Origin of the sequence: Micromonospora sp. KLBMP9576 (genome assembly GCF_050941805.1) — a bacterium.
Classification (GTDB): domain Bacteria; phylum Actinomycetota; class Actinomycetes; order Mycobacteriales; family Micromonosporaceae; genus Micromonospora.
Window position 1 is genome coordinate 5,956,898 of sequence record NZ_CP194567.1, and the last position, 17,219, is coordinate 5,974,116.

20 protein-coding genes are annotated in these 17,219 nt (G+C 75.0%); 5 read left to right on the forward strand and 15 right to left on the reverse strand.

The features are described 5' to 3' along the window. Positions 1–94: 94 nt before the first annotated feature. From ACQ452_RS26525 to ACQ452_RS26540, 4 genes are all read right to left on the reverse strand, one after another. The gene (locus ACQ452_RS26525; protein WP_433388282.1) at positions 95–988 is read right to left on the reverse strand and encodes a septum formation family protein; all 894 of its coding nucleotides are present in this window, start codon (positions 986–988) and stop codon (positions 95–97) included. Positions 989–1,093: 105 nt separating this feature from the next. Beyond that, a complete protein-coding gene (gene panD / locus ACQ452_RS26530; protein WP_433388285.1) occupies positions 1,094–1,519 on the reverse strand; it encodes an aspartate 1-decarboxylase in 426 nt (141 codons plus the stop codon). Between the two features lie 36 nt (positions 1,520–1,555). Beyond that, positions 1,556–2,404, reverse strand: coding sequence for a pantoate--beta-alanine ligase (gene panC, locus ACQ452_RS26535; protein WP_433388288.1), 849 nt, complete (start codon positions 2,402–2,404; stop codon positions 1,556–1,558). A gap of 50 nt (positions 2,405–2,454) precedes the next feature. Next, positions 2,455–3,408: a Rossmann-like and DUF2520 domain-containing protein gene (locus ACQ452_RS26540; RefSeq protein WP_433388291.1), complete on the reverse strand. Its 954-nt coding sequence runs from the start codon at positions 3,406–3,408 to the stop codon at positions 2,455–2,457. A gap of 512 nt (positions 3,409–3,920) precedes the next feature. Between ACQ452_RS26540 and ACQ452_RS26545 the strand changes: the two genes are divergently transcribed. Further along, a complete protein-coding gene (locus tag ACQ452_RS26545; protein ID WP_433388294.1) occupies positions 3,921–4,997 on the forward strand; it encodes an SAM-dependent methyltransferase in 1,077 nt (358 codons plus the stop codon). Continuing rightward, complete coding sequence (locus ACQ452_RS26550) at positions 4,994–6,163, forward strand: NADH-quinone oxidoreductase subunit D (protein ID WP_433388295.1); 1,170 nt, start codon at positions 4,994–4,996, stop codon at positions 6,161–6,163. Before ACQ452_RS26545 ends, ACQ452_RS26550 begins: the two co-directional genes overlap by 4 nt. A gap of 81 nt (positions 6,164–6,244) precedes the next feature. Here ACQ452_RS26550 and ACQ452_RS26555 read toward each other — a convergent pair whose 3' ends face one another. The 4 genes from ACQ452_RS26555 to ACQ452_RS26570 form a co-directional block, all read right to left on the reverse strand. Continuing rightward, entirely contained in the window at positions 6,245–7,726 is a 1,482-nt protein-coding gene (locus ACQ452_RS26555) for a hypothetical protein (protein WP_433388297.1), read from the reverse strand. Positions 7,727–7,813: 87 nt separating this feature from the next. Continuing rightward, positions 7,814–8,818: a glycine betaine ABC transporter substrate-binding protein gene (locus ACQ452_RS26560; protein WP_433388299.1), complete on the reverse strand. Its 1,005-nt coding sequence runs from the start codon at positions 8,816–8,818 to the stop codon at positions 7,814–7,816. A 319-nt stretch (positions 8,819–9,137) separates the two neighbouring features. Continuing rightward, entirely contained in the window at positions 9,138–9,860 is a 723-nt protein-coding gene (locus ACQ452_RS26565) for an ABC transporter permease (RefSeq protein WP_433388301.1), read from the reverse strand. Continuing rightward, complete coding sequence (locus ACQ452_RS26570; RefSeq protein WP_433388303.1) at positions 9,857–10,543, reverse strand: ABC transporter permease; 687 nt, start codon at positions 10,541–10,543, stop codon at positions 9,857–9,859. The genes ACQ452_RS26565 and ACQ452_RS26570 overlap by 4 nt, the downstream gene beginning before the upstream one ends. Before the next feature lie 2 nt (positions 10,544–10,545). Between ACQ452_RS26570 and ACQ452_RS26575 the strand changes: the two genes are divergently transcribed. After that, positions 10,546–11,547 carry an ABC transporter ATP-binding protein gene (locus ACQ452_RS26575; RefSeq protein ID WP_433388305.1) on the forward strand — a complete coding sequence of 334 codons (1,002 nt, stop codon included), beginning with the start codon at positions 10,546–10,548 and terminating at the stop codon, positions 11,545–11,547. A 10-nt stretch (positions 11,548–11,557) separates the two neighbouring features. Here the strand turns inward: ACQ452_RS26575 and ACQ452_RS26580 are convergent, their stop codons facing one another. From ACQ452_RS26580 to folP, 7 genes are all read right to left on the reverse strand, one after another. Next, complete coding sequence (locus tag ACQ452_RS26580; RefSeq protein WP_433388307.1) at positions 11,558–12,055, reverse strand: hypothetical protein; 498 nt, start codon at positions 12,053–12,055, stop codon at positions 11,558–11,560. 60 nt (positions 12,056–12,115) lie between these two features. Next, entirely contained in the window at positions 12,116–12,430 is a 315-nt protein-coding gene (locus ACQ452_RS26585; protein ID WP_433388309.1) for a hypothetical protein, read from the reverse strand. Positions 12,431–12,484: 54 nt separating this feature from the next. After that, positions 12,485–13,696 carry an ABC transporter permease gene (locus ACQ452_RS26590; RefSeq protein ID WP_433388310.1) on the reverse strand — a complete coding sequence of 404 codons (1,212 nt, stop codon included), beginning with the start codon at positions 13,694–13,696 and terminating at the stop codon, positions 12,485–12,487. 120 nt (positions 13,697–13,816) lie between these two features. Next, positions 13,817–14,359, reverse strand: coding sequence for a DUF3180 domain-containing protein (locus tag ACQ452_RS26595; RefSeq protein WP_433388312.1), 543 nt, complete (start codon positions 14,357–14,359; stop codon positions 13,817–13,819). Beyond that, positions 14,356–14,883 carry a 2-amino-4-hydroxy-6-hydroxymethyldihydropteridine diphosphokinase gene (gene folK, locus ACQ452_RS26600; protein ID WP_433388314.1) on the reverse strand — a complete coding sequence of 176 codons (528 nt, stop codon included), beginning with the start codon at positions 14,881–14,883 and terminating at the stop codon, positions 14,356–14,358. Before folK ends, ACQ452_RS26595 begins: the two co-directional genes overlap by 4 nt. Then, positions 14,880–15,245, reverse strand: coding sequence for a dihydroneopterin aldolase (gene folB, locus ACQ452_RS26605; RefSeq protein ID WP_433388316.1), 366 nt, complete (start codon positions 15,243–15,245; stop codon positions 14,880–14,882). The genes folK and folB overlap by 4 nt, the downstream gene beginning before the upstream one ends. After that, positions 15,242–16,162, reverse strand: a complete 921-nt coding sequence (folP, locus tag ACQ452_RS26610; protein ID WP_433388318.1) for a dihydropteroate synthase — start codon at positions 16,160–16,162, stop codon at positions 15,242–15,244. Before folP ends, folB begins: the two co-directional genes overlap by 4 nt. A gap of 345 nt (positions 16,163–16,507) precedes the next feature. Here folP and ACQ452_RS26615 point away from each other — a divergent pair, with 345 nt between their 5' ends. Both ACQ452_RS26615 and ACQ452_RS26620 read left to right on the forward strand, forming a co-directional pair. Continuing rightward, positions 16,508–16,822: a hypothetical protein gene (locus ACQ452_RS26615; protein ID WP_357094713.1), complete on the forward strand. Its 315-nt coding sequence runs from the start codon at positions 16,508–16,510 to the stop codon at positions 16,820–16,822. A 14-nt stretch (positions 16,823–16,836) separates the two neighbouring features. After that, positions 16,837–17,199 carry a hypothetical protein gene (locus ACQ452_RS26620; RefSeq protein WP_433388320.1) on the forward strand — a complete coding sequence of 121 codons (363 nt, stop codon included), beginning with the start codon at positions 16,837–16,839 and terminating at the stop codon, positions 17,197–17,199. The last annotated feature ends 20 nt before the right edge of the window (positions 17,200–17,219 follow it).

Here is a 17,219-nt window from a genome sequence, read left to right on the forward strand (position 1 = left end):
CGAACGATCCTCGCGGGGGGCGGCGGGGGCGCGACGAGTGCTTTGCGCCATGGCGTCCGGACTCCCCGACGCACCGCCGTCGTGGGCCCCGGCGCTACCGCTGGCGCACCGGGAGGGCCGCCGGGCCCGCGGCACGCAGCGAGCCGGTCACCGTACGGTCGTCCAGCCAGAGGTAGCAGCGCACGCCACGGTCGCCGACGCGCCACCGGCCCGCCCCCGGCGGGCGGACCACCACCCCGCTGCGGAAACGCAGCTCGTCGTCGTCGGGCACCCCCACGTAGCGGCCGAGCGCGGAGCGGCAGCCGGCATAGAGGGGAGCCCAGTCGGCGGGCCGGGTCGGGTACGGCCGGTCGGGCGCCCGCCACACCCCGACGAACTCGGCGTCGTGCCGGGTACGGCAGTCGACCGGGAGCAGCGTCCGCACCGACCCGCCGACGGAGCGGGCCTCCTGGCAGCCCAGGCGAAGCGGGGACGACGTCCCCAGGACGCCCCGGAGGCTGCCGGAGCGGACCACCACCGTGGCACCGGCCTCGACGGTGCTCACCTCGACCAGGTCGCACCGGTACCAGCGGGCGCCGGCCGCCCAGCCCGGGGCGGACGGCACCGCCACGGCCAGCCGCAGCCGCCCCGTGCGCCACTCGGCGCCCACGTACGCGGTGGCCCGGGTGTCGCAGTCGGCGAAGGCGCCACGCAGCTCGGCCGAGCCGCCCGGCGGCGGGGCGGGCCGCCCGGCGGGGAAGGCCCCCACGTGCACGGTCTCGACCCGGTGCGGCCCGGCGCAGTCCACCGGCGCGTACGCCGCCAGTGTCACCACCTCGGTGAAGTCGGCGGCCTGACACACCCCGGCGGCCGGCACGAAGGGCCCGGGAGCGGGCGGCGCCGCCCAGTCGTCGACCAGGTCACCGTCCAGGCCACCGGACCCGGCGCACCCGGCCAGCAGGAGGGCCGTGGCGACGGCCGCGAGCAGGGTGGTCATCGCACGGCGCATCGCGGCCTCCCCAAGCCACCCGCGTCTCTCGACGGGCACCCAGACTACCCAGCGACGACCGTCCGGTGACAGACCGCACGCATGCCCAGTTCCGCCCGGAGCGCGTCAGACGGCCGCGGCGAGGGGGTTGGGGATCGGGGCACCGGCCGTGCCGGGGGCGGCGGTGGTGGGGTCGCTGTTCAGCTCGACGATCCGGTTGTCGCCGTCGACGTGCACGACCAGTGGCCGGTACGCCCGGGCCTCGGCGTCGTCCAGTTGCCCGTACGAGATGAGGATGACCAGGTCACCCGGGTGCACCAGGTGGGCGGCGGCACCGTTGATGCCGATCACGCCGCTGCCCCGCTCGCCCGGGATCACGTACGTCTCCAGCCGCGACCCGTTGGTGATGTCCACGATCGCCACCTGTTCCCCGGGGATCAGGTCGGCGGCGTCCAGCAGGTCCTCGTCGACGGTCACGGAGCCGACGTAGTGCAGGTCGGCCTGGGTCACCGTGGCTCGGTGGATCTTCGACTTCAGCATGGTGCGCAGCATCGGAGTGCCCTTCGCGAAAAAAGGTGGGGAACGGGTTCAGGATCGGGGATCGAGCCGGATCGCCGCGTTGTCGATCAACCGGGTGGTCCCCACCCAGGCGGCGACGAGCAGCCGCGCCGGCCCGGCGACCAGCCCCGGTTCCAGATCCGGATCGGTGAGCACCAGGTAGTCGAGCCGCGCCCCGGGTGGAGCGGCGCCGAAGGCAGTGTGCGCGGCGGCGAGCACGGCGCCCGCGTCGCCACCCGCGTCGGCGGCCCCGGCCCCGGCCCGCAGCGCCGCCGACAGGCTCAGCGCGACCTCCCGTTCGGCCGGGGAGAGGTAGCGGTTGCGACTGGACAGGGCCAGTCCGTCCGGTTCCCGCACCGTGGGTACGCCGACCACCTCGACCGGCACGTCGAGATCCCGCGCCATCCGCCGCACCAGCGTCAGCTGCTGGTAGTCCTTCTCGCCGAAGAACGCCAGGTCGGGACGGGTGAGCTGGAGCAGCTTCAGCACCACGGTGAGCACCCCGTGGAAGAATCCGGGACGCGTCTGCCCCTCCAGGTCCTCACCGAGCGGGCCCGGGTTGACCCGCACCCGGGGTTCCCCGTCGGGATACATGTCCGCCACCGCGGGGGCGAAGACCACGTCCGCGCCGGCCCGTCGGCAGATCTCCAGGTCGGCGTCGAGGGTGCGCGGATAGCTGTCGAAGTCCTCGTTCGGGCCGAACTGCAACGGGTTGACGAAGATCGTGACGATGACGTGGTCGGCCCGCTCCCGGGCCGCCCGCAGCAGCGTCTCGTGCCCCGGGTGCAGCGCGCCCATGGTCATCACGACCCCGACAGTGCCCTTGAGCCCGGCCCGCGCCGCAGCCAGCTCGGCGCGGCCGTGCACCAGTTCCGGCACGCGGTTCCCTCCGTTCAGCGCCGGCCCGCCCGCAGCTCCGGACGGCCGGGTCACGCCGCCACCTCCCGGCGGCTGCCGGCGAGCACGCCGAGCAGCGACTCCGCGTCGGCCGGCCGCAGCCGGCCCGCCGCGATGGCCCGGTCGGCTGTACGCCGGGCCAGGGCCAGGTAGGGCGCGATCGACTCCGGTGCGACAGCGGCGAGCCGGGCCAGGTGCCGCTCGACCGTCCCCGCGTCGCCCCGCGACACCGGCCCGGTCAACGCGTCGTCGCCGAGGCGCAGCGCGTTCTCCAGGGCGGCCCGCAGCAGTGGGGCCAGCACCTTCTCCGGCTGGGCCACCCCGGCGTCGCGCAACCGGTCGGCCGCCTCGTTGACCAGGGTCACCAGGTGGTTGGCGCCGTGCGCCAGCGCCGCGTGGTACAGCGGCCGGTCCGCCTCACCGACCCACTCCGGCACCCCGCCCAGGTCGGCGACCAGCCGGGCGGCCAGGGCGCGCAGCTCCGGTGGCGCGGTCACCCCGTACGAGATGCCGGCCAGGCGGGCGAGATCGTCCGGCGTACCGGTGAAGGTCATCGCGGGATGCAGGGCCAGCGGCCGGGCGCCGGCCGCGACCACGGGGGCGAGCACGGCCAGCCCGTGCGCGCCGGAGGTGTGCGCGACCACCTGGCCGGGGCGCAGCGCGCCGCCGCCCGCCAGCGCGGACACCACCCCGGCGAGTGCGTCGTCGGGCACGGCGACCAGCAGCAGGTCGGTGGCCGCCCGCGCCACGGCGGCGGCGCTACGGCGGGAAACGCCGGGTAGCAGCAGCGCCGCCCGGGCCCGGGAGGCACCGGAGTCGCCCGCGACGGCCACGACCCGGTGGCCGGCGGCGGCGAGGGCGGCGCCCAGCACGGCGCCGACGCGACCGGAGCCGACGACGCCGACGGTGAGGAGACGGGGGATGACGGCCGGCGGTACGGCGGCCCCGTGCGGGGCGGCCGGGCGTGGGCACGGCGGTGCGCTCATGGCGACGATCCAGTCCTCGAGAAGGGGTACCGGTCGATCGCAAGTATGCGCCGCAGCGACGGAGGCTCGACAAGAAGGTGTGAAAACGTTCACCGGCGCCGGGGGTCGCCAACGGTCCGCCCGCGCCGTCGCGGAGCGTGACGACCCCGCTGCGACCCCGCTGCCCACCCCGCCGCCCTTTGCTCTGCATCCCTATCCGCACCGATCACCCGGCGTCACCGGTGCGTATCGCCATGCAGAGCAAAGGCGGTGAGGGGACGTGGCGGTGGCGATCGGAGGGCGCGAGATTCCCCTGGTCGACGGCGCGCGGGGACCAGATGGTGGAGGCGGATCGGAAAGCGGCCGATTACCGACAGCAACGATCGCCACCGAAGCCTTGCTCACTGCCGGTGACCGAGTCGGGCTCAGATCGGCGGGCGCCCCGCGCCGCCCGGCGAGCCGGCGCCGGGGAATCTCCCCACGGCTGACCGTAGGGTCGGCACGATGACGGCAGCCGAACGGGGGAAGAGCTGATGGCGATCCGCTGGCGGCACGCCATGGAGGGTGCGCTCTACGGGCCGGGCGGCTTCTTCGTCGCCGGCTCCGGTCCCGCCGCCCACTTCCGCACCAGCGCGCACGCGTCGCCGGCCTTCGCCGCCGCACTGCTGCGGCTCCTCGCGCAGGTCGACGTCGCCCTCGGCCACCCGGAGAGGCTCGACGTGGTCGACGTGGGCGCCGGTCGCGGTGAGCTGCTGCGCGCGTTCTGGGCGGCGTTGAGGTCGCCGTCCGTCGCCCCCCCGGCTCGCACGCCGGCCCCGCTCGCCTCCCGGGTACGCCTCACCGCCGTCGAGAAGGCCGCCCGGGCCGACGGCCTCCCCGAGCGGATCGGGTGGGCCGACGAGATCCCCACCGGGATCACCGGGCTGCTGGTGGCCACCGAGTGGCTGGACAACGTGCCGCTCGACGCGGTGACGCAGACCGCCGACGGCTGGCGCTACCTGCTGGTCGACCCGGCCGGCGGCACGGAGACCATCGGCGACCCGGTCGACGCCGCCGACGCGGACTGGCTGGCCCGGTGGTGGCCGGCGACGGGGGCCGGCCCGGACGGACCGGAGCGCCGGGGGGCCGCATCGGAACTCCCGGCGATGTCGCGAGCAGAGATCGGCCGGCCCCGCGACGAGGCCTGGGCCGACGCCGTGCGCCACGTCGACCGGGGGGTGGCGCTGGCCGTGGACTACGGGCACCTGCGCGGCGGCCGGCCGGTGGACGGCACGCTGACCGGCTACCGCAACGGGCGACAGGTGCCGCCGGTGCCGGACGGATCCTGCGACGTCACGGCGCACGTCGCCGTCGACTCGGTCGCCTCCGCCGGTGCGCGGGTCGCCCGGTGCGCGTACGACCTCAGGTCGCAGCGGGAGGCGCTGCGGGCGCTCGGGGCCGACGGCGGGCGACCGCCGCTGAGCCTGGCCGCCCAGGACCCGGCCGGGTACGTGCGGGCCCTGGCCGCCGCGTCGGCGGTTGCCGAGCTGACCGACCCGGCCGGGTTGGGCGGGCACTGGTGGTTGCGGCAACCGGTCGGCGTCGACCCCGGCCCGTTCATGGCACGATGACCGTCATGACCACGGACGCCGGCGACCTCCGCGAGCTGACCGTCGGCACCGGAGCCGGCGGGGAGCAGCTCGGCACCGACATGGTGCTCAACATCGGGCCGCAGCACCCCTCCACGCACGGCGTGCTCCGGCTGAAGCTGGTGCTCGACGGCGAACGGGTGACGGCCTGCGAGCCGATCGTCGGCTACATGCACCGGGGCGCGGAGAAACTCTTCGAGGTACGCGACTACCGGCAGATCATCGTGCTGGCCAACCGGCACGACTGGCTCTCGGCGTTCTCCAACGAGCTGGGCGTGGTGCTCGCCGTCGAGCGGCTGATGGGCATGGAGGTTCCCGAGCGGGCGACCTGGCTGCGGATGGCGCTGGCGGAGCTGAACCGGGTGCTCAACCACCTCATGTTCCTCGGCTCCTACCCGCTGGAGATCGGCGCGATCACGCCGATGTTCTACGCGTTCCGGGAGCGGGAGACCATCCAGGCCGTGATGGAGGAGGTCTCCGGCGGCCGGATCCACTACATGTTCAACCGGGTCGGCGGGCTCAAGGAGGAGGTGCCCGCCGGCTGGACCGGCCGGGCGCGGGCCGCCATCGCCGAGGTCCGGCGGCGGATGCCGGACCTGGACAACCTCATCCGGCGCAACGACATCTTCCTGGCCCGCACCGTCGGCGTCGGGGTGCTCTCCGCGGCGGACGCCGCCGCGTTCGGCGCGTCCGGGCCCGTCGCCCGGGCCTCCGGCCTCGACCTCGACCTGCGCCGCGACGAGCCCTACCTGGCCTACGACCAGCTCGACGTGCCGGTCGTGACGAAGACCGCCGGGGACTGCCACGCCCGCTTCGAGGTGCTGCTCGACCAGGTGTACGCCTCACTCGACCTCGCCGAGCAGTGCCTGGACCGGGTCGACCGGCTCACCGGGCCGGTCAACACCCGGCTGCCGAAGGTGCTCAAGGCCCCCGAGGGGCACACCTACGCCTGGACCGAGAACCCGCTCGGCATCAACGGCTACTACCTGGTCTCCCGCGGCGAGAAGACGCCGTGGCGGCTGAAGCTGCGCACCGCGTCGTACGCGAACGTGCAGGCGCTGGCCACCCTGCTGCCCGGCTGCCTGGTACCGGACCTGATCGCCATCCTCGGCTCGATGTTCTTCGTGGTCGGCGACATCGACAAGTGAGCCGCCGGCTCCCCGCGCGCTGAGCCCGGCCCCTGCGCGCAACGGCACCGCGCGCTCGACGCAACGGGGTGGCGGCGCTGGTCAGCGCCAGCGGTCGGCGGAGCGGGCACCGCCCGCACGCGGCGCGTCGTCCTGCGGCGGGTGCCCGTGGCGTTCCTCCCGCCGCCGGCCGTACCGCTCCGGCCCGGGCTCCGCCCGGCGGGCGTGGTACGCCTCCGGCTCGTGGGCCTCGAACTGGTGGGCCTCGAACTGGTGGGCGTCGTGCTGCGCCGCTGCCCGGTGCCCCCGCTGCCGGGGCGGACTCCACTCGTCGGGCACCGGCACCCCGCCGGCCGGCAGGGCCGGAACGTCGTCCGGCTCCGACCAGCCGCCGCGCCACCCGTCGTCGGTCCGGTCCCGGCGCGGCTCGTCCCGCCGGACCGCCCAACGGTCCTCGACCCGGTACTCGGTGCCGGCCGCGTCCGCGTGCACCTCGGCACGCCGCTCCCCCACCCGCAACTCCCGGCCCCGGTCGTCGTCGCGGACGGCCGCCCAGCGGTCCCCGGCGCGCAGTTGCGGCCAGTACTCGCCGCCCGGCCCCGCCTCCTCGGGCTGGTACGACCGGCCACGTCCGGGCTGCCCGACCGGCGCCACCCAGTCCGGCCCGCCCGCGTCACCCGGCTCGTCCCACTGCTGTCCGCGCTCGCCGCGCCGCCCGGCCCGCTCCCGGTCCGCCGGCTCGGCCGGCCACTGCCGCTCCTGCGGCACCGGCGACCAGCGCCCCGGGTGGTCGCCGTCGTAGCTGGCGCCCCGGTCGCCGGGCACGGGACCCGACCCGTCCACGACGGTGTGCCGGGTGGTGACGTGCACGGTCTCCGTGTGCCGCACCACCCCCAGCGGGCGGCCCGGTGGGCCACCCTGCTCCGCCGGGCGGCCCGCCCCGTACGCCCCGGCCGGCTCGCCGACCGCCGGCTGATCCGGGCCGTACCCGCCGGTCGGGCCGACCGAGGCGTATCCGCCGGCCGGTCCGGGCGCGGATCGCTCGGCGCGCGGAGCCGGCTGCGGGCGGCGGACGTGTTCCTCCTCGTCCCGGTCCGCGGACCGCCGGCGGGGCGCTCCGTCGTCCTGGCCCGGCACCCGCCCGACGGCCGCGTCCCCGACGGGCACCCGGGCCCGGCCGGCACCGGCCTGGGCCTCGGCCCCGGCCAGTGCGGCGCTCGTCGCGTCCAGCCGCCGACGCAGCGCGGCGGCCTCCTCCCGGGCCCGTTGGGCGTGGTCGAGTGCCTCGTTGCCACGCTGGGCGGCGGCCACGATCTCCCCCCGCAACTCGCGGCGGAGCTGCGCGATCTCGTCCAGCAACTCCTCGCTCCGGTCGGGGCCCGCCCCGTCGGTACGCAGGGCGATCGACAGCCCGATCAGCACCACCGCCACGATGGCGAGCACGGCGGCGATCCGCAGCGGGCCGTTGGAGTCGGCGACGAGCAGAATCAACACCGCCACCGGTGCCAGGGCGACACCGGTCCAGAACAACGCGGCGAGCGGCTGTCGACTGCGCGTGTCGGTGGGGGCGACCGAGGCTGGCATGGGTCCGGAGCCTACCGACGCCCACCCGCACGGAAAAGGGCGAAGGAACCGTCGCCGACCCCTTCGCCCCTTCGCCGTCCGGCCGGATCAGGCCTCGGCCAGTGCGCCGTCCGAGGAGAACACCAGGCCCACGCTGGCGGCACCGGTCTTCAGCGCGTTCTTGGTCTGCGGGCCGCCCTGGTCCAGGGAGCTGAACGAGCCGGCCTTGAAGTCGTAGACCTGCACGAGCCCCGCCTGGCACTTGGGCCGCTGCGGGCACTCCGGCGGCCCGGCCAGCACGGTGGCCTGGCCGGAGCACTTGGCGGCCAGCTCGGAGAGCGTGCGCACGCCGTACTTGTCGGCGAACGCCCTGGTCACCGCGAAGGCGTTCTGGTCCTGTGCCGCGGCCGGCGTGCCGAAGACGAGACCCGCCTTGTCGCCGGCCGCCTTGAGCGCCGCGACGGTCTTGTCCAGCTCCGGCGACGACACCGGCTGGGCGTCCTTGCCGTTGGCCTTGGTGTTGAGGAACTCGGCCATGGTCGCCGCGTACTCCGGGACGACCTGGATCTCGCCCTTCTCCAGGGCCGGCTCGTAGAGCTCCCGGTTGCCGATCTGCTGCACCTTGACCTCGTAGCCGGCGGCGGTCAGCGCGATCTTGTAGAGCTCGGCGAGGATCTCGTTCTCGGTGAAGTTGGCCGCGCCGATCACGATCGGCCCACCCGGCCCCTTCGCGATGCCGGCGGTGACGTCGTTGGCCGCCGCGAACTCCTCCGCCGCCTTCGCCGCCGTCTTGCGGTCCACGTCGACGGCCTTGTTGAGCTGGATCAACTTCGGCGTGTCGAGCGTTGCCGAGACCTTGTCCAGCGCCGCGATCAGCTGCGGCTGGGCCACCTTGGCGTTGACCGCCGGGATGACGTTGTCGGTGTTCTGGAGCTTCTTGTCGTCCTCCAGGACGAGGAACTGGTCACCGGCGACCGGGGCGCAGCCGGCCCCGGTGGCCGCCTGCTCCGGGGCGTCCGTGCCGGAGGAACCGGCGTCGCCGCAGCCGGTCAGCAGCCCCGCCGCGGCGAGGGCTCCCACCGCGCCGATCGCCAGACGATTACGTGCGCGCATCAGTGCCCGCCTCCCGTGTCCCGGCGCGGCCCCTGCCGGGCCGGCCGCGTGTCCGACGGGCGATCTCGTTCGGCCGCCCGCTGTCTGTTCCGGGCGGCTTCCGCACCGGCCGCCCGGCCTACCACCCAACATCTTTCACCTCCGGTCCGACAACCCGGGGCAGGTTTCGTCACCGGATCGTCACCTGAAGTGAGCCGGCCTCACGGCGGCGCGCACGGCCCGGCGGACACGACCCCGAGCGCCCGACGGCGATGGCGAGGGCGAGACGCGCCGGACGCGCCGGACGAGCCGCACGCGCCGGCCGGGCGGGCGCGGCCGGTCAGCCGCCGGCCACCGCCTGCGTCGCCCGGCGGTTCGCCCGTCGCCGGTCGGCACGCAGCGGACGCGGCGTGACCAGCCGCTCGACCAGGGCCAACACCAGCTCCAGCAGGATGGCGAGCCCCGCCACCAGCGCGCCGCCGGCGAGGATCTGACCGCCCCCGGCGGCGATGTCCAACCCGAAACCCGCCCGGATGATCTGGCCCAGGCCGCCGCCGTTGACGAAGGACGCCAGCGCGGCCGTCGCCACGACCTGCACCGCCGCCGTGCGGAACCCGGCCGCCAGGTAGGGCACCGCCAGCGGCAGCTCCACCCGGCGCAGCAGCTGCCATCCGGAGAAACCCATCCCGCGTGCCGCGTCCCGGGCCTCCGGATCGGCCTGCCGCACCCCCGTGTACGCGTTGGCCAGCAGCGGTGGCACCGCGAAGACGGCCAGCGCGACCACCACCGACGGCTGGCCGAAACCGAGGAACGTCAGCGGCAGGATGGTGAGCAGGGCGAGCGTGGGAACGGCGAGCGTGACGTTGGAGACCAGCACCACCAGGCCGCCACCCCGGCCGGTGTGCCCGAGCCAGAGCCCGATCGGCCAGGCGACCAGGCAGCCGAGCGCCACCGCCGCCGCCGACATCGTCAGGTGCTCGCCGAGCCGATCCACGATCCCGCCCGGGTTCGTCCAGTTCAGCGGGTCGTTGAGCCAGACCAGCGCCGCCTCGACGGGGTTCACGGCGTCCTTCTCCGCAGCCAGGGGGTCAGCAGCCGACCCGCGCCGGCCAGCGCCAGGTCGAGCGCCAGCGCCAGCAGGACGCACAGCAGCGTCCCCGTCATGATCTGCGCCTTGTAGAAGTTGTTCTGGAAGCCGGCGAAGATCAACTGCCCGAGACCGCCACGCCCGATCACCACGCCCACTGTCACCAGGGCCACCGTCGAGACGGTGGCCAGCCGCAGCCCGGTGAGGATACCCGGCAGCGCCAGCGGCAACTCGACCCGGAACAGCCGGCCCCAACGGCCGTACCCCATCCCCTCGGCCGCCTCGCGCACCTCGGGCGGCACCTGGTTGAGCCCGGCGACGGCGTTACGGACGATGACCAGCAGCGCGTAGAGGACCACCACGATGAGCGCGGTCGCCACGCCGATGCCCAGATAGGGGGCGATGAACGCGAAGAGCGCCAGCGACGGCACCGTGTAGAGGACCCCGGTCAGGGCCAGCACCGGCCCGGCGAGCGAGCGGTACCAGTAGGCGACCACCGCCAGCGGCAGCGCGATCACGGCGGCGATCAGCACCGCGCGGCCCGTCAGCGAGGCGTGCTCACGCACGGCGGCGAGGATCGTGTCAGAGTTGTCCCGTACGTACTGCCAGGAGAACCACGGGTTACCCGGATCGGCCCGGTAGCTCAGGCGGAAGGACATGTGTGGACGTTACCCCGGGGGGCACCGGCCCCGCCGAGCCGCGCGCCGCGTCGATCACGCTGGAGGGCATCCGCAAGCGGTACCCGGACGGCACCGAAGCCGTACGCGAACTGAGCCTGGACATCGCCGCCGGCGAGCTGGCGGTGCTGATCGGACCGTCGGGTTGTGGCAAGTCCACGGTGCTGCGGATGGTCAACCGCCTCATCGAACCGACCGGCGGCCGGATCCTGCTCGGCGGCGAGGACGTGACCCGGGTCGACCCGGTCCGGCTGCGCCGCCGGATCGGCTACGTGATCCAGAACGTCGGGCTCTTCCCGCACCAGACGGTCAGCGCCAACGTCGCGACCGTGCCCCGGCTGCTCGGCTGGCCCCGCCAGCGCAGCCGCCACCGCGTCGACGAGCTGCTGGAACTGGTCGGGCTCGACCCGGCGACGTTCGGTCGGCGCTACCCGCACGAGCTCTCGGGCGGGCAGCGGCAGCGGGTCGGGGTGGCCCGGGCGCTGGCCGCCGACCCGGTGGTGCTGCTGATGGACGAACCGTTCTCGGCCGTCGACCCGATCGTGCGGACCCGGTTGCAGGAGGAGTTCCTCCGGTTGCAGGCCGAGGTGCGTAAGACCATCGTGCTGGTCACCCACGACCTGGACGAGGCGGTCCGGCTGGGCGACCGGATCGCCGTGCTCTCCGAGGGCGGGCGCCTGGAGCAGTACGACACCCCCGCCGCCGTGCTCGGCGCGCCCGCCACGCCCTTCGTCCGGGAGTTCGTGGGTGCCGACCGGGGCATCCGCCGGCTGGCGGTCACGCCGGTCACCGGCGACGCCGTCGAGCCGCTACCGGAGACCGGGGTGGCCGAGCTACCGACGATGCCGCTCGGCGGCTCCGCGTACGACGCGCTGGGGGTGCTGCTGACCGCGGCCGCCGACTCGGTGGTGGTTACCGACGGTGGGCGGCCGGTCGGCGTGCTCAGCCGCGCCCGGCTGCTCCGACTCGGCGCGCCCGAGCGGTGAGGCGCGCGGGTCAGGCCCGGCCGCCGAGGCTCGCCACGCCGATGATCCAGCCCGCGAGGAAGCCGTAGCTGGCGCCGGTCCCGCCCGCCTGGATCGCCGTGAGCAGCGACGGCTCCGGGCCGAGGAACGCGGCGAGCAGCGAGGCGGACCCACTGGCCAGGACGTACGCCGCCCAGCCGGAGAAGAACTGCGTCCCCGATCCCTGCACCCGGGCCACCTGCGAGGTGGGCAGCAGGTAGAGGAAGAGCGCCGCGAGGATGACGAGCAGGACGGCCCGCAGGTTCGCCACGAGCAGGTTGCCGGTCGCCCCCTCGACGTCGAACTGCCACGCCGGCCAGGAGAGCAGTTGCAGGTACCAGCCGCCGGCCGAGTTCGGGTCGGTGCCCGCGGCCCAGCCGACGTACGTCGGGCTGCCGCAGACCGCCACCACGAGGAGCGCGGCGAGCGCACCCGTGCCCGCCGCCGTCCCGTAGCGACCGCCGGTGCGGGGCGGGTTGGTGAGCGCCATGATCGGATCAGTTCCCGGCGGACCACGGGGGGCAAACCTGACCGGGGCCGCCGGTCGCCGTCACCGTCGCGGGTGGGTCATCAGGTAGTCGATGAACGCGGCCCGCAGCAGCGGCGCGGACTCCTCGTAGCCGTGCCCGGTCAGCTCCCGCCACAGCGCGGCGGCCTCGTCGATCGTCGGCCCGACCGAGTTGGGCGCGCCGTCGAGCGCGGCGGCCTCGTCCGCGTTCGGCAGGTGCCGCAGCACCGACCAGAAGAAGCGCACGTCGCGGCGCTCCCGGGCGACCGCGAACGCCCGCTCCCGCAGTTCCTCGGTGGACAGCGCGTCGAGTTCCTCGAACGACGGGCCGGCGGAGGTCGATGGTGTGTCGGTCATGTCGCCGAGCCTAACCGGCGAGATCACTTCCGGCCCGTCGGACGCGGGCCCGGCTCACCGCCCGCTCTCGTCCCAGCGGCGCGGGCCGCTCTCCCACCGGGGGTCGATCCAGGGGTCCACCGGGCCCTCGGGAGGCCCGGCCGGCACGGCGGGTGGCCAGTCGCCGACCGGGTCCGCCCGGGGCGTCGTCCAGCCCGCGCCGATCCGGCGGTCCGCCGCCGGGACCGGGTCCACCGCCCCCGGCGCCGGCCGCCCGTACGCCTCGACCAGCCGGGAGACCGGCAGCCCGATGCCGAGCACGGCGGCGCCGAGGGCCCACCGGTTCACCGTCCAGCCCCGGGCCTGCGCGTAGGCAGAGAAGACGACGAAGAGGCAGACCGCCAGCAGGGTGCCGAAGACGCCGCCGCGCCGGCCGTAGACGCTGGTGCCGGCGAGCATCGCCAGGCCCACCGCGAGCACCGTCCAGGCCAGCCCCGGATCGGGCGCGACGGGGGCGGCGCCCCGGCTGGCGGCGAGCATGCCGGCCAGCGCGGCCAGCATGGTGGAACCGACGAGCGCGGCGGCGGTGACCACCGCGGCCACCGTCCCACGGCGGCGGGCCGGGTCGACGACCGGGCGGAACCGGCCGACCACCCGGCGGACGGTCCGCACCGCGCCGAACAACCCGCCGAGCACCGCGACGGCCGCGAACCCGACGAACAGGAGCAGGGCGTCGGGACCCGGGTCGAAGTCACCCTGCGGCACGACCGGCGCGGAACGCTGCTCGACGTACCCGACCACCGCCGCCGCGCCGGCGAGCGACGCCGCCCAACCGGGGACGTGCAGGACCACCACGACCAGAGCCAGGACGAGCCCGCCCAGCGCGGCGACCGCCAGGGCCGGCCCGACGGCGGTGCCGACGCCCCGGTCGCCCTGCTCGGCGACGTGCAGCGCGGCGGCGACCGCCACCGGGCCGACGGCCAGGTTCACCGCGGCGGTACGCAGGGTCAGGCCGGCGGCCAGCGTCAGCAGCCCGAGCATCACCACGTCGAGGAGCAGCGACCGCAGCGCGTCGCCGCGCAGCGCGGCCGGTTCCTCCTGCCACAGCAGGTACGTCAGGACGCCCAGCCCGGCCAGGAGCAGCAGTTCCCAGACGACGTGGACGGCGAACCGGTCACGGCCGGGCTCGCCGTGGGCGGGGTCGTCGAAGACGTTCTCCAGGACCGAGGCGGGGATGCCCGACGAGGGCTCTGGGGACGCCCCCCGCCCCGGTTCGTCGTAGCGCATGACGCCGCCTCCCACGTGGCCGCCGTCCAGCCAGGCGCCACGTGCGGGCGGACCGGGGCGGCGTTGCTCTCCGGTGGCAGGCACCGTACCCGTGCGGGAGGCCGGGCGTAACCCCTCGGATCAGCGCGGGCCGATCCGGCCCTCCCGGTCGCCGGGCTCACGGTCCTCGTCGTCGTCGCGCTCGGGAACCCGGCAGGACCGCTCCAGGAAGAGCGCCGCCGCCACCAGTGCCAACCCGCTGAGCAGGCTGGCGACGGCGACCGGCCGGTCGCCCGCCGCGGCGTCGGTGGTCTCCACGAGGAGCCAGCCGGCCAGCCCGGCGTAGAAACCGGCGAAGATCGCCCCGGCCAGCGCCGATGCCTTGGCCAGCACCACGAACCGGGCCACCAGCAGCGGGTTGACCGGGTCCCGGCCCGGCCTGCGCTCGACGCGCCCCCGGGTGTTGACGGCGGCGTACGCCTCCAGCACGGCCAGCGCGGCGAGCGTGACCGCCGGCAGCCAGGGCAGGTCCGGCAGGTAGTCGTAGTAGAGGGCGCTGACCACGAACCAGGCCACCGCCGCGGCACCGAGACCGGCCACCACCAGGGTCGAGAGTCGGGTGGGCCCCATCCGGGACCGGTCGGGGCCCGACCCACCCGGTCGTGGGGACTGCGCCTGGGTCATGCCGACGACTCTATCGCCAGATCGGGGCGGGGGCGCAGCTCCACCGCGTCGTCGGCCAGCTCGGGGGCGTTGAGCAGGTCGGTCAGCCAACCGTGCCCGGGCAGCCGCCCGTACGGCTGGATGTCGAGCCACGGTCGCAGCACGAAGGCCCGCAGGTGGGCCCGGGGATGCGGCAGGGTCAACTCGGGGTCGTCGCTGAGCACGGGCTCGTCGCCGTCGGTCCACACGGCGATCACGTCCACGTCCAGGGTGCGCGGTCCGAAGCGCCGCCGCGGGTCGCGGGTGCGCCCGGCGGCGCGCTCGGCGGCCCGGGCCCGGTGCAGCCAGTCGTACGGGGTCGCGGCGGGATCCACGGCGAGCAGCACGGCGTTCAGGTACGCGGGCTGCTCCGCGTCCCCCCACGGTGGAGTCTCGTAGACGCCGGAGACCAGCAGCACGCTGTCGCCGAGCGCCGAGACGGCCGAGCGCAGGTGGGCCAGCCGGTCACCAAGGTTGCTGCCCAGGGAGAGGACGGCGCGGGTCACCGGTCCCGCCGCCGCGTCATCGTGACGGCCACGTCGGTGAAGGCGTGCCCGACGGGCGCCTCCGGCTTGTGCACGGTGACCGTGGCGGCCTCGATCCGGGGGTCGGCCAGGCAGACAGCCAGCAGCCGGTCGGCGAGCGTCTCGATGAGGTTGACCGGCTCCCCGGTCACGACCTCGACCAGCCGCCCGGCCAGTTCGCCGTAGTGCACCGTGTCCCCCACGTCGTCGGAGCGGGCCGCCGGCGCGAGGTCCAGCTCGAGGACCGCGTCGACCACGAAGTCCTGCCCCTGGGCGCGTTCGAAGTCGTACACCCCGTGCCGGCCGTGCGCCCGCAGGCCGGTCAGCTCGATCCGGTCGGTCATCGGGGTCCTCCTTGCTCGGTGGTGTGGCCCGCCCGGCCGGCCTTCACGGGGGCCGGGCGGGCGGAATCGGTGGGCGCGCACGCCAGGCGGGGCGCGCCCGTGGCCCGCCAGACGGCGAGGGCGTCCACGGTGCCCCGGACGTCGTGCACGCGTACGCCCCAGGCGCCGGCCGCGACCGCGAGCAGGCTGGTGGCGACGGTGGCCACGTCGCGGTCGTCGGTGGGGCGCGGGGTGCCGTCGGGGCCGGCCAGCAGCCGCCCCAGGTACGACTTGCGGCTGGACGCGAAGAGCAGCGGGAAGCCGAGGTCCAGCAGCTCGGACAGGCGACTGCTCAGCGCCCAGTTGTGCGCGGCCGTCTTGGCGAAGCCCAGTCCCGGGTCGACGACGATGCGGTCGGCGGCGACGCCGGCGCGCAGCGCCTCGTCGACGCGGTGGGACAGCTCGGCGCGCACGTCGGCGACCACGTCGGTGTAACGGGCCAGCTCCCCCATCTCGCGGGAGTGGCCACGCCAGTGCATGAGCACCCACGGGCAGCCGGCGTCGCGGACCACCCGGGCCATGTCGGGGTCGGCGAGGCCGCCGGAGACGTCGTTGACGACGACCGCCCCGGCGGCGAGGGCCGCCTCGGCGACCCGGGCGCGGGTGGTGTCGATGCTGACCGGCACGCCGGCGGCGGTCAGCTCCCGGATCACGGGGACCACCCGGCCCGCCTCGATCCGCGCCGGCACCCGGTCGGAGCCGGGGCGGGTGGACTCGCCGCCGACGTCCACCAGGTGGGCGCCATCGGCCCGCAGCCGCACGCCGTGTCCGACCGCGGAACCGAGGTCGGCGTACCGTCCGCCGTCGGAAAAGGAGTCGGGCGTGACGTTGAGGACGCCCATCACCACCGGGGCCGCGGCCCGTACCAGATCGGTCACGGCTAGACGGTACCGGTCGGCGGGAGCGCCCCGGGCGGGCCGGGTCGAGGGGCATGACGTGCGCGTTCGAACGGGTGTACGATCGGTCGTCCGGGCCGGATCAGGCAGACTCCTCGCCGCTTGTCGCAAACAGTGGGTGCCCGTACGCTTTGGAACTGCCCGGCATCGAAGTGGCGAAGTCTGGGAGGGAGGGCCGAAGCGGGTAAATCCGCCCAAAGCTCGCCACCCTCCGTGGCGAAGGACTGACGCAGGGTCGCCGACGCTGCGCACAGGGAGCACCGCTCCCGCCCGGCATTGCCTACTGCACCACCGCGGCGCCGTCGGCCGCGACTTGGGGAGGTTCCAGTGATCGCCATCGAGCTGATGGAGACGGCCACGTCCGCCGCCGCCCACACGCTCTCCACCCTGGCGTCGACTCCACTCGCCGAGCCGGCGCCCAAGGGCATCGACACCAACGGTGTCGTCACATTCTTCGCCAGCAAGATCGCCCCGATCCTGCTGGCCGTGCTGGGCGTCATCTTCATCGGACGGGCCAGCCGGGGTGAGATCTCCAAGGTCCTCACCAGCTCGGCGATCGCGATCGTCGGGCTCGCCTTCATCGCCGGAGCCGCCACACTGTTCTTCATCGGCGACTACCTGATCGACCTGATCTTCGAATAGGCGCGAGGCACGAGATGCGGCTGCGCACCGACGACGACATCTACCGGGCTCGCCTGGTCTACCTCGGGCCGCCCGGCTACACCCTTCCCGTCCACCTGCCGTACGCCCAGTACGGGCTGTTCATGCTGCTCGTCCCCCTCTACATGTTCATCCACTGGCTGTTCACGTTGCAGGTCGAGCTCTTTCCCGCCTGGGAGATCGCGCTCGCCATCGTGAGCACCTCGTTCATCTTCCGGCACGTCGACCCGGACCGGCCCGCGCGCATGGTGATCCGCACCGCGCTGACCGACTGGCGACGCACCCGGGAGCCGGCCACCGAGCAGCGGGACCCCCGCCTGGTCGGCAGCCGGATCAGGATCCGGGAGGAACTGGCATGACCGGTCGCACGCCGATCAGG

Excerpts from the sequence above, each read along its gene's own strand:
- ACQ452_RS26525 (WP_433388282.1), bottom strand. The coding sequence starts at position 988 with ATGCGCCGTGCGATGACCACCCTGCTCGCGGCCGTCGCCACGGCCCTC.
- panD (WP_433388285.1), bottom strand. The coding sequence starts at position 1,519 with ATGCTGCGCACCATGCTGAAGTCGAAGATCCACCGAGCCACGGTGACC.
- ACQ452_RS26540 (WP_433388291.1), bottom strand. The coding sequence starts at position 3,408 with ATGAGCGCACCGCCGTGCCCACGCCCGGCCGCCCCGCACGGGGCCGCC.
- ACQ452_RS26545 (WP_433388294.1), top strand. The coding sequence starts at position 3,921 with ATGGCGATCCGCTGGCGGCACGCCATGGAGGGTGCGCTCTACGGGCCG.
- ACQ452_RS26550 (WP_433388295.1), top strand. The coding sequence starts at position 4,994 with ATGACCGTCATGACCACGGACGCCGGCGACCTCCGCGAGCTGACCGTC.
- ACQ452_RS26555 (WP_433388297.1), bottom strand. The coding sequence starts at position 7,726 with ATGCCAGCCTCGGTCGCCCCCACCGACACGCGCAGTCGACAGCCGCTC.
- ACQ452_RS26560 (WP_433388299.1), bottom strand. The coding sequence starts at position 8,818 with ATGCGCGCACGTAATCGTCTGGCGATCGGCGCGGTGGGAGCCCTCGCC.
- ACQ452_RS26570 (WP_433388303.1), bottom strand. The coding sequence starts at position 10,543 with ATGTCCTTCCGCCTGAGCTACCGGGCCGATCCGGGTAACCCGTGGTTC.
- ACQ452_RS26580 (WP_433388307.1), bottom strand. The coding sequence starts at position 12,055 with ATGGCGCTCACCAACCCGCCCCGCACCGGCGGTCGCTACGGGACGGCG.
- ACQ452_RS26585 (WP_433388309.1), bottom strand. The coding sequence starts at position 12,430 with ATGACCGACACACCATCGACCTCCGCCGGCCCGTCGTTCGAGGAACTC.
- ACQ452_RS26590 (WP_433388310.1), bottom strand. The coding sequence starts at position 13,696 with ATGCGCTACGACGAACCGGGGCGGGGGGCGTCCCCAGAGCCCTCGTCG.
- ACQ452_RS26595 (WP_433388312.1), bottom strand. The coding sequence starts at position 14,359 with ATGACCCAGGCGCAGTCCCCACGACCGGGTGGGTCGGGCCCCGACCGG.
- folB (WP_433388316.1), bottom strand. The coding sequence starts at position 15,245 with ATGACCGACCGGATCGAGCTGACCGGCCTGCGGGCGCACGGCCGGCAC.
- ACQ452_RS26620 (WP_433388320.1), top strand. The coding sequence starts at position 16,837 with ATGCGGCTGCGCACCGACGACGACATCTACCGGGCTCGCCTGGTCTAC.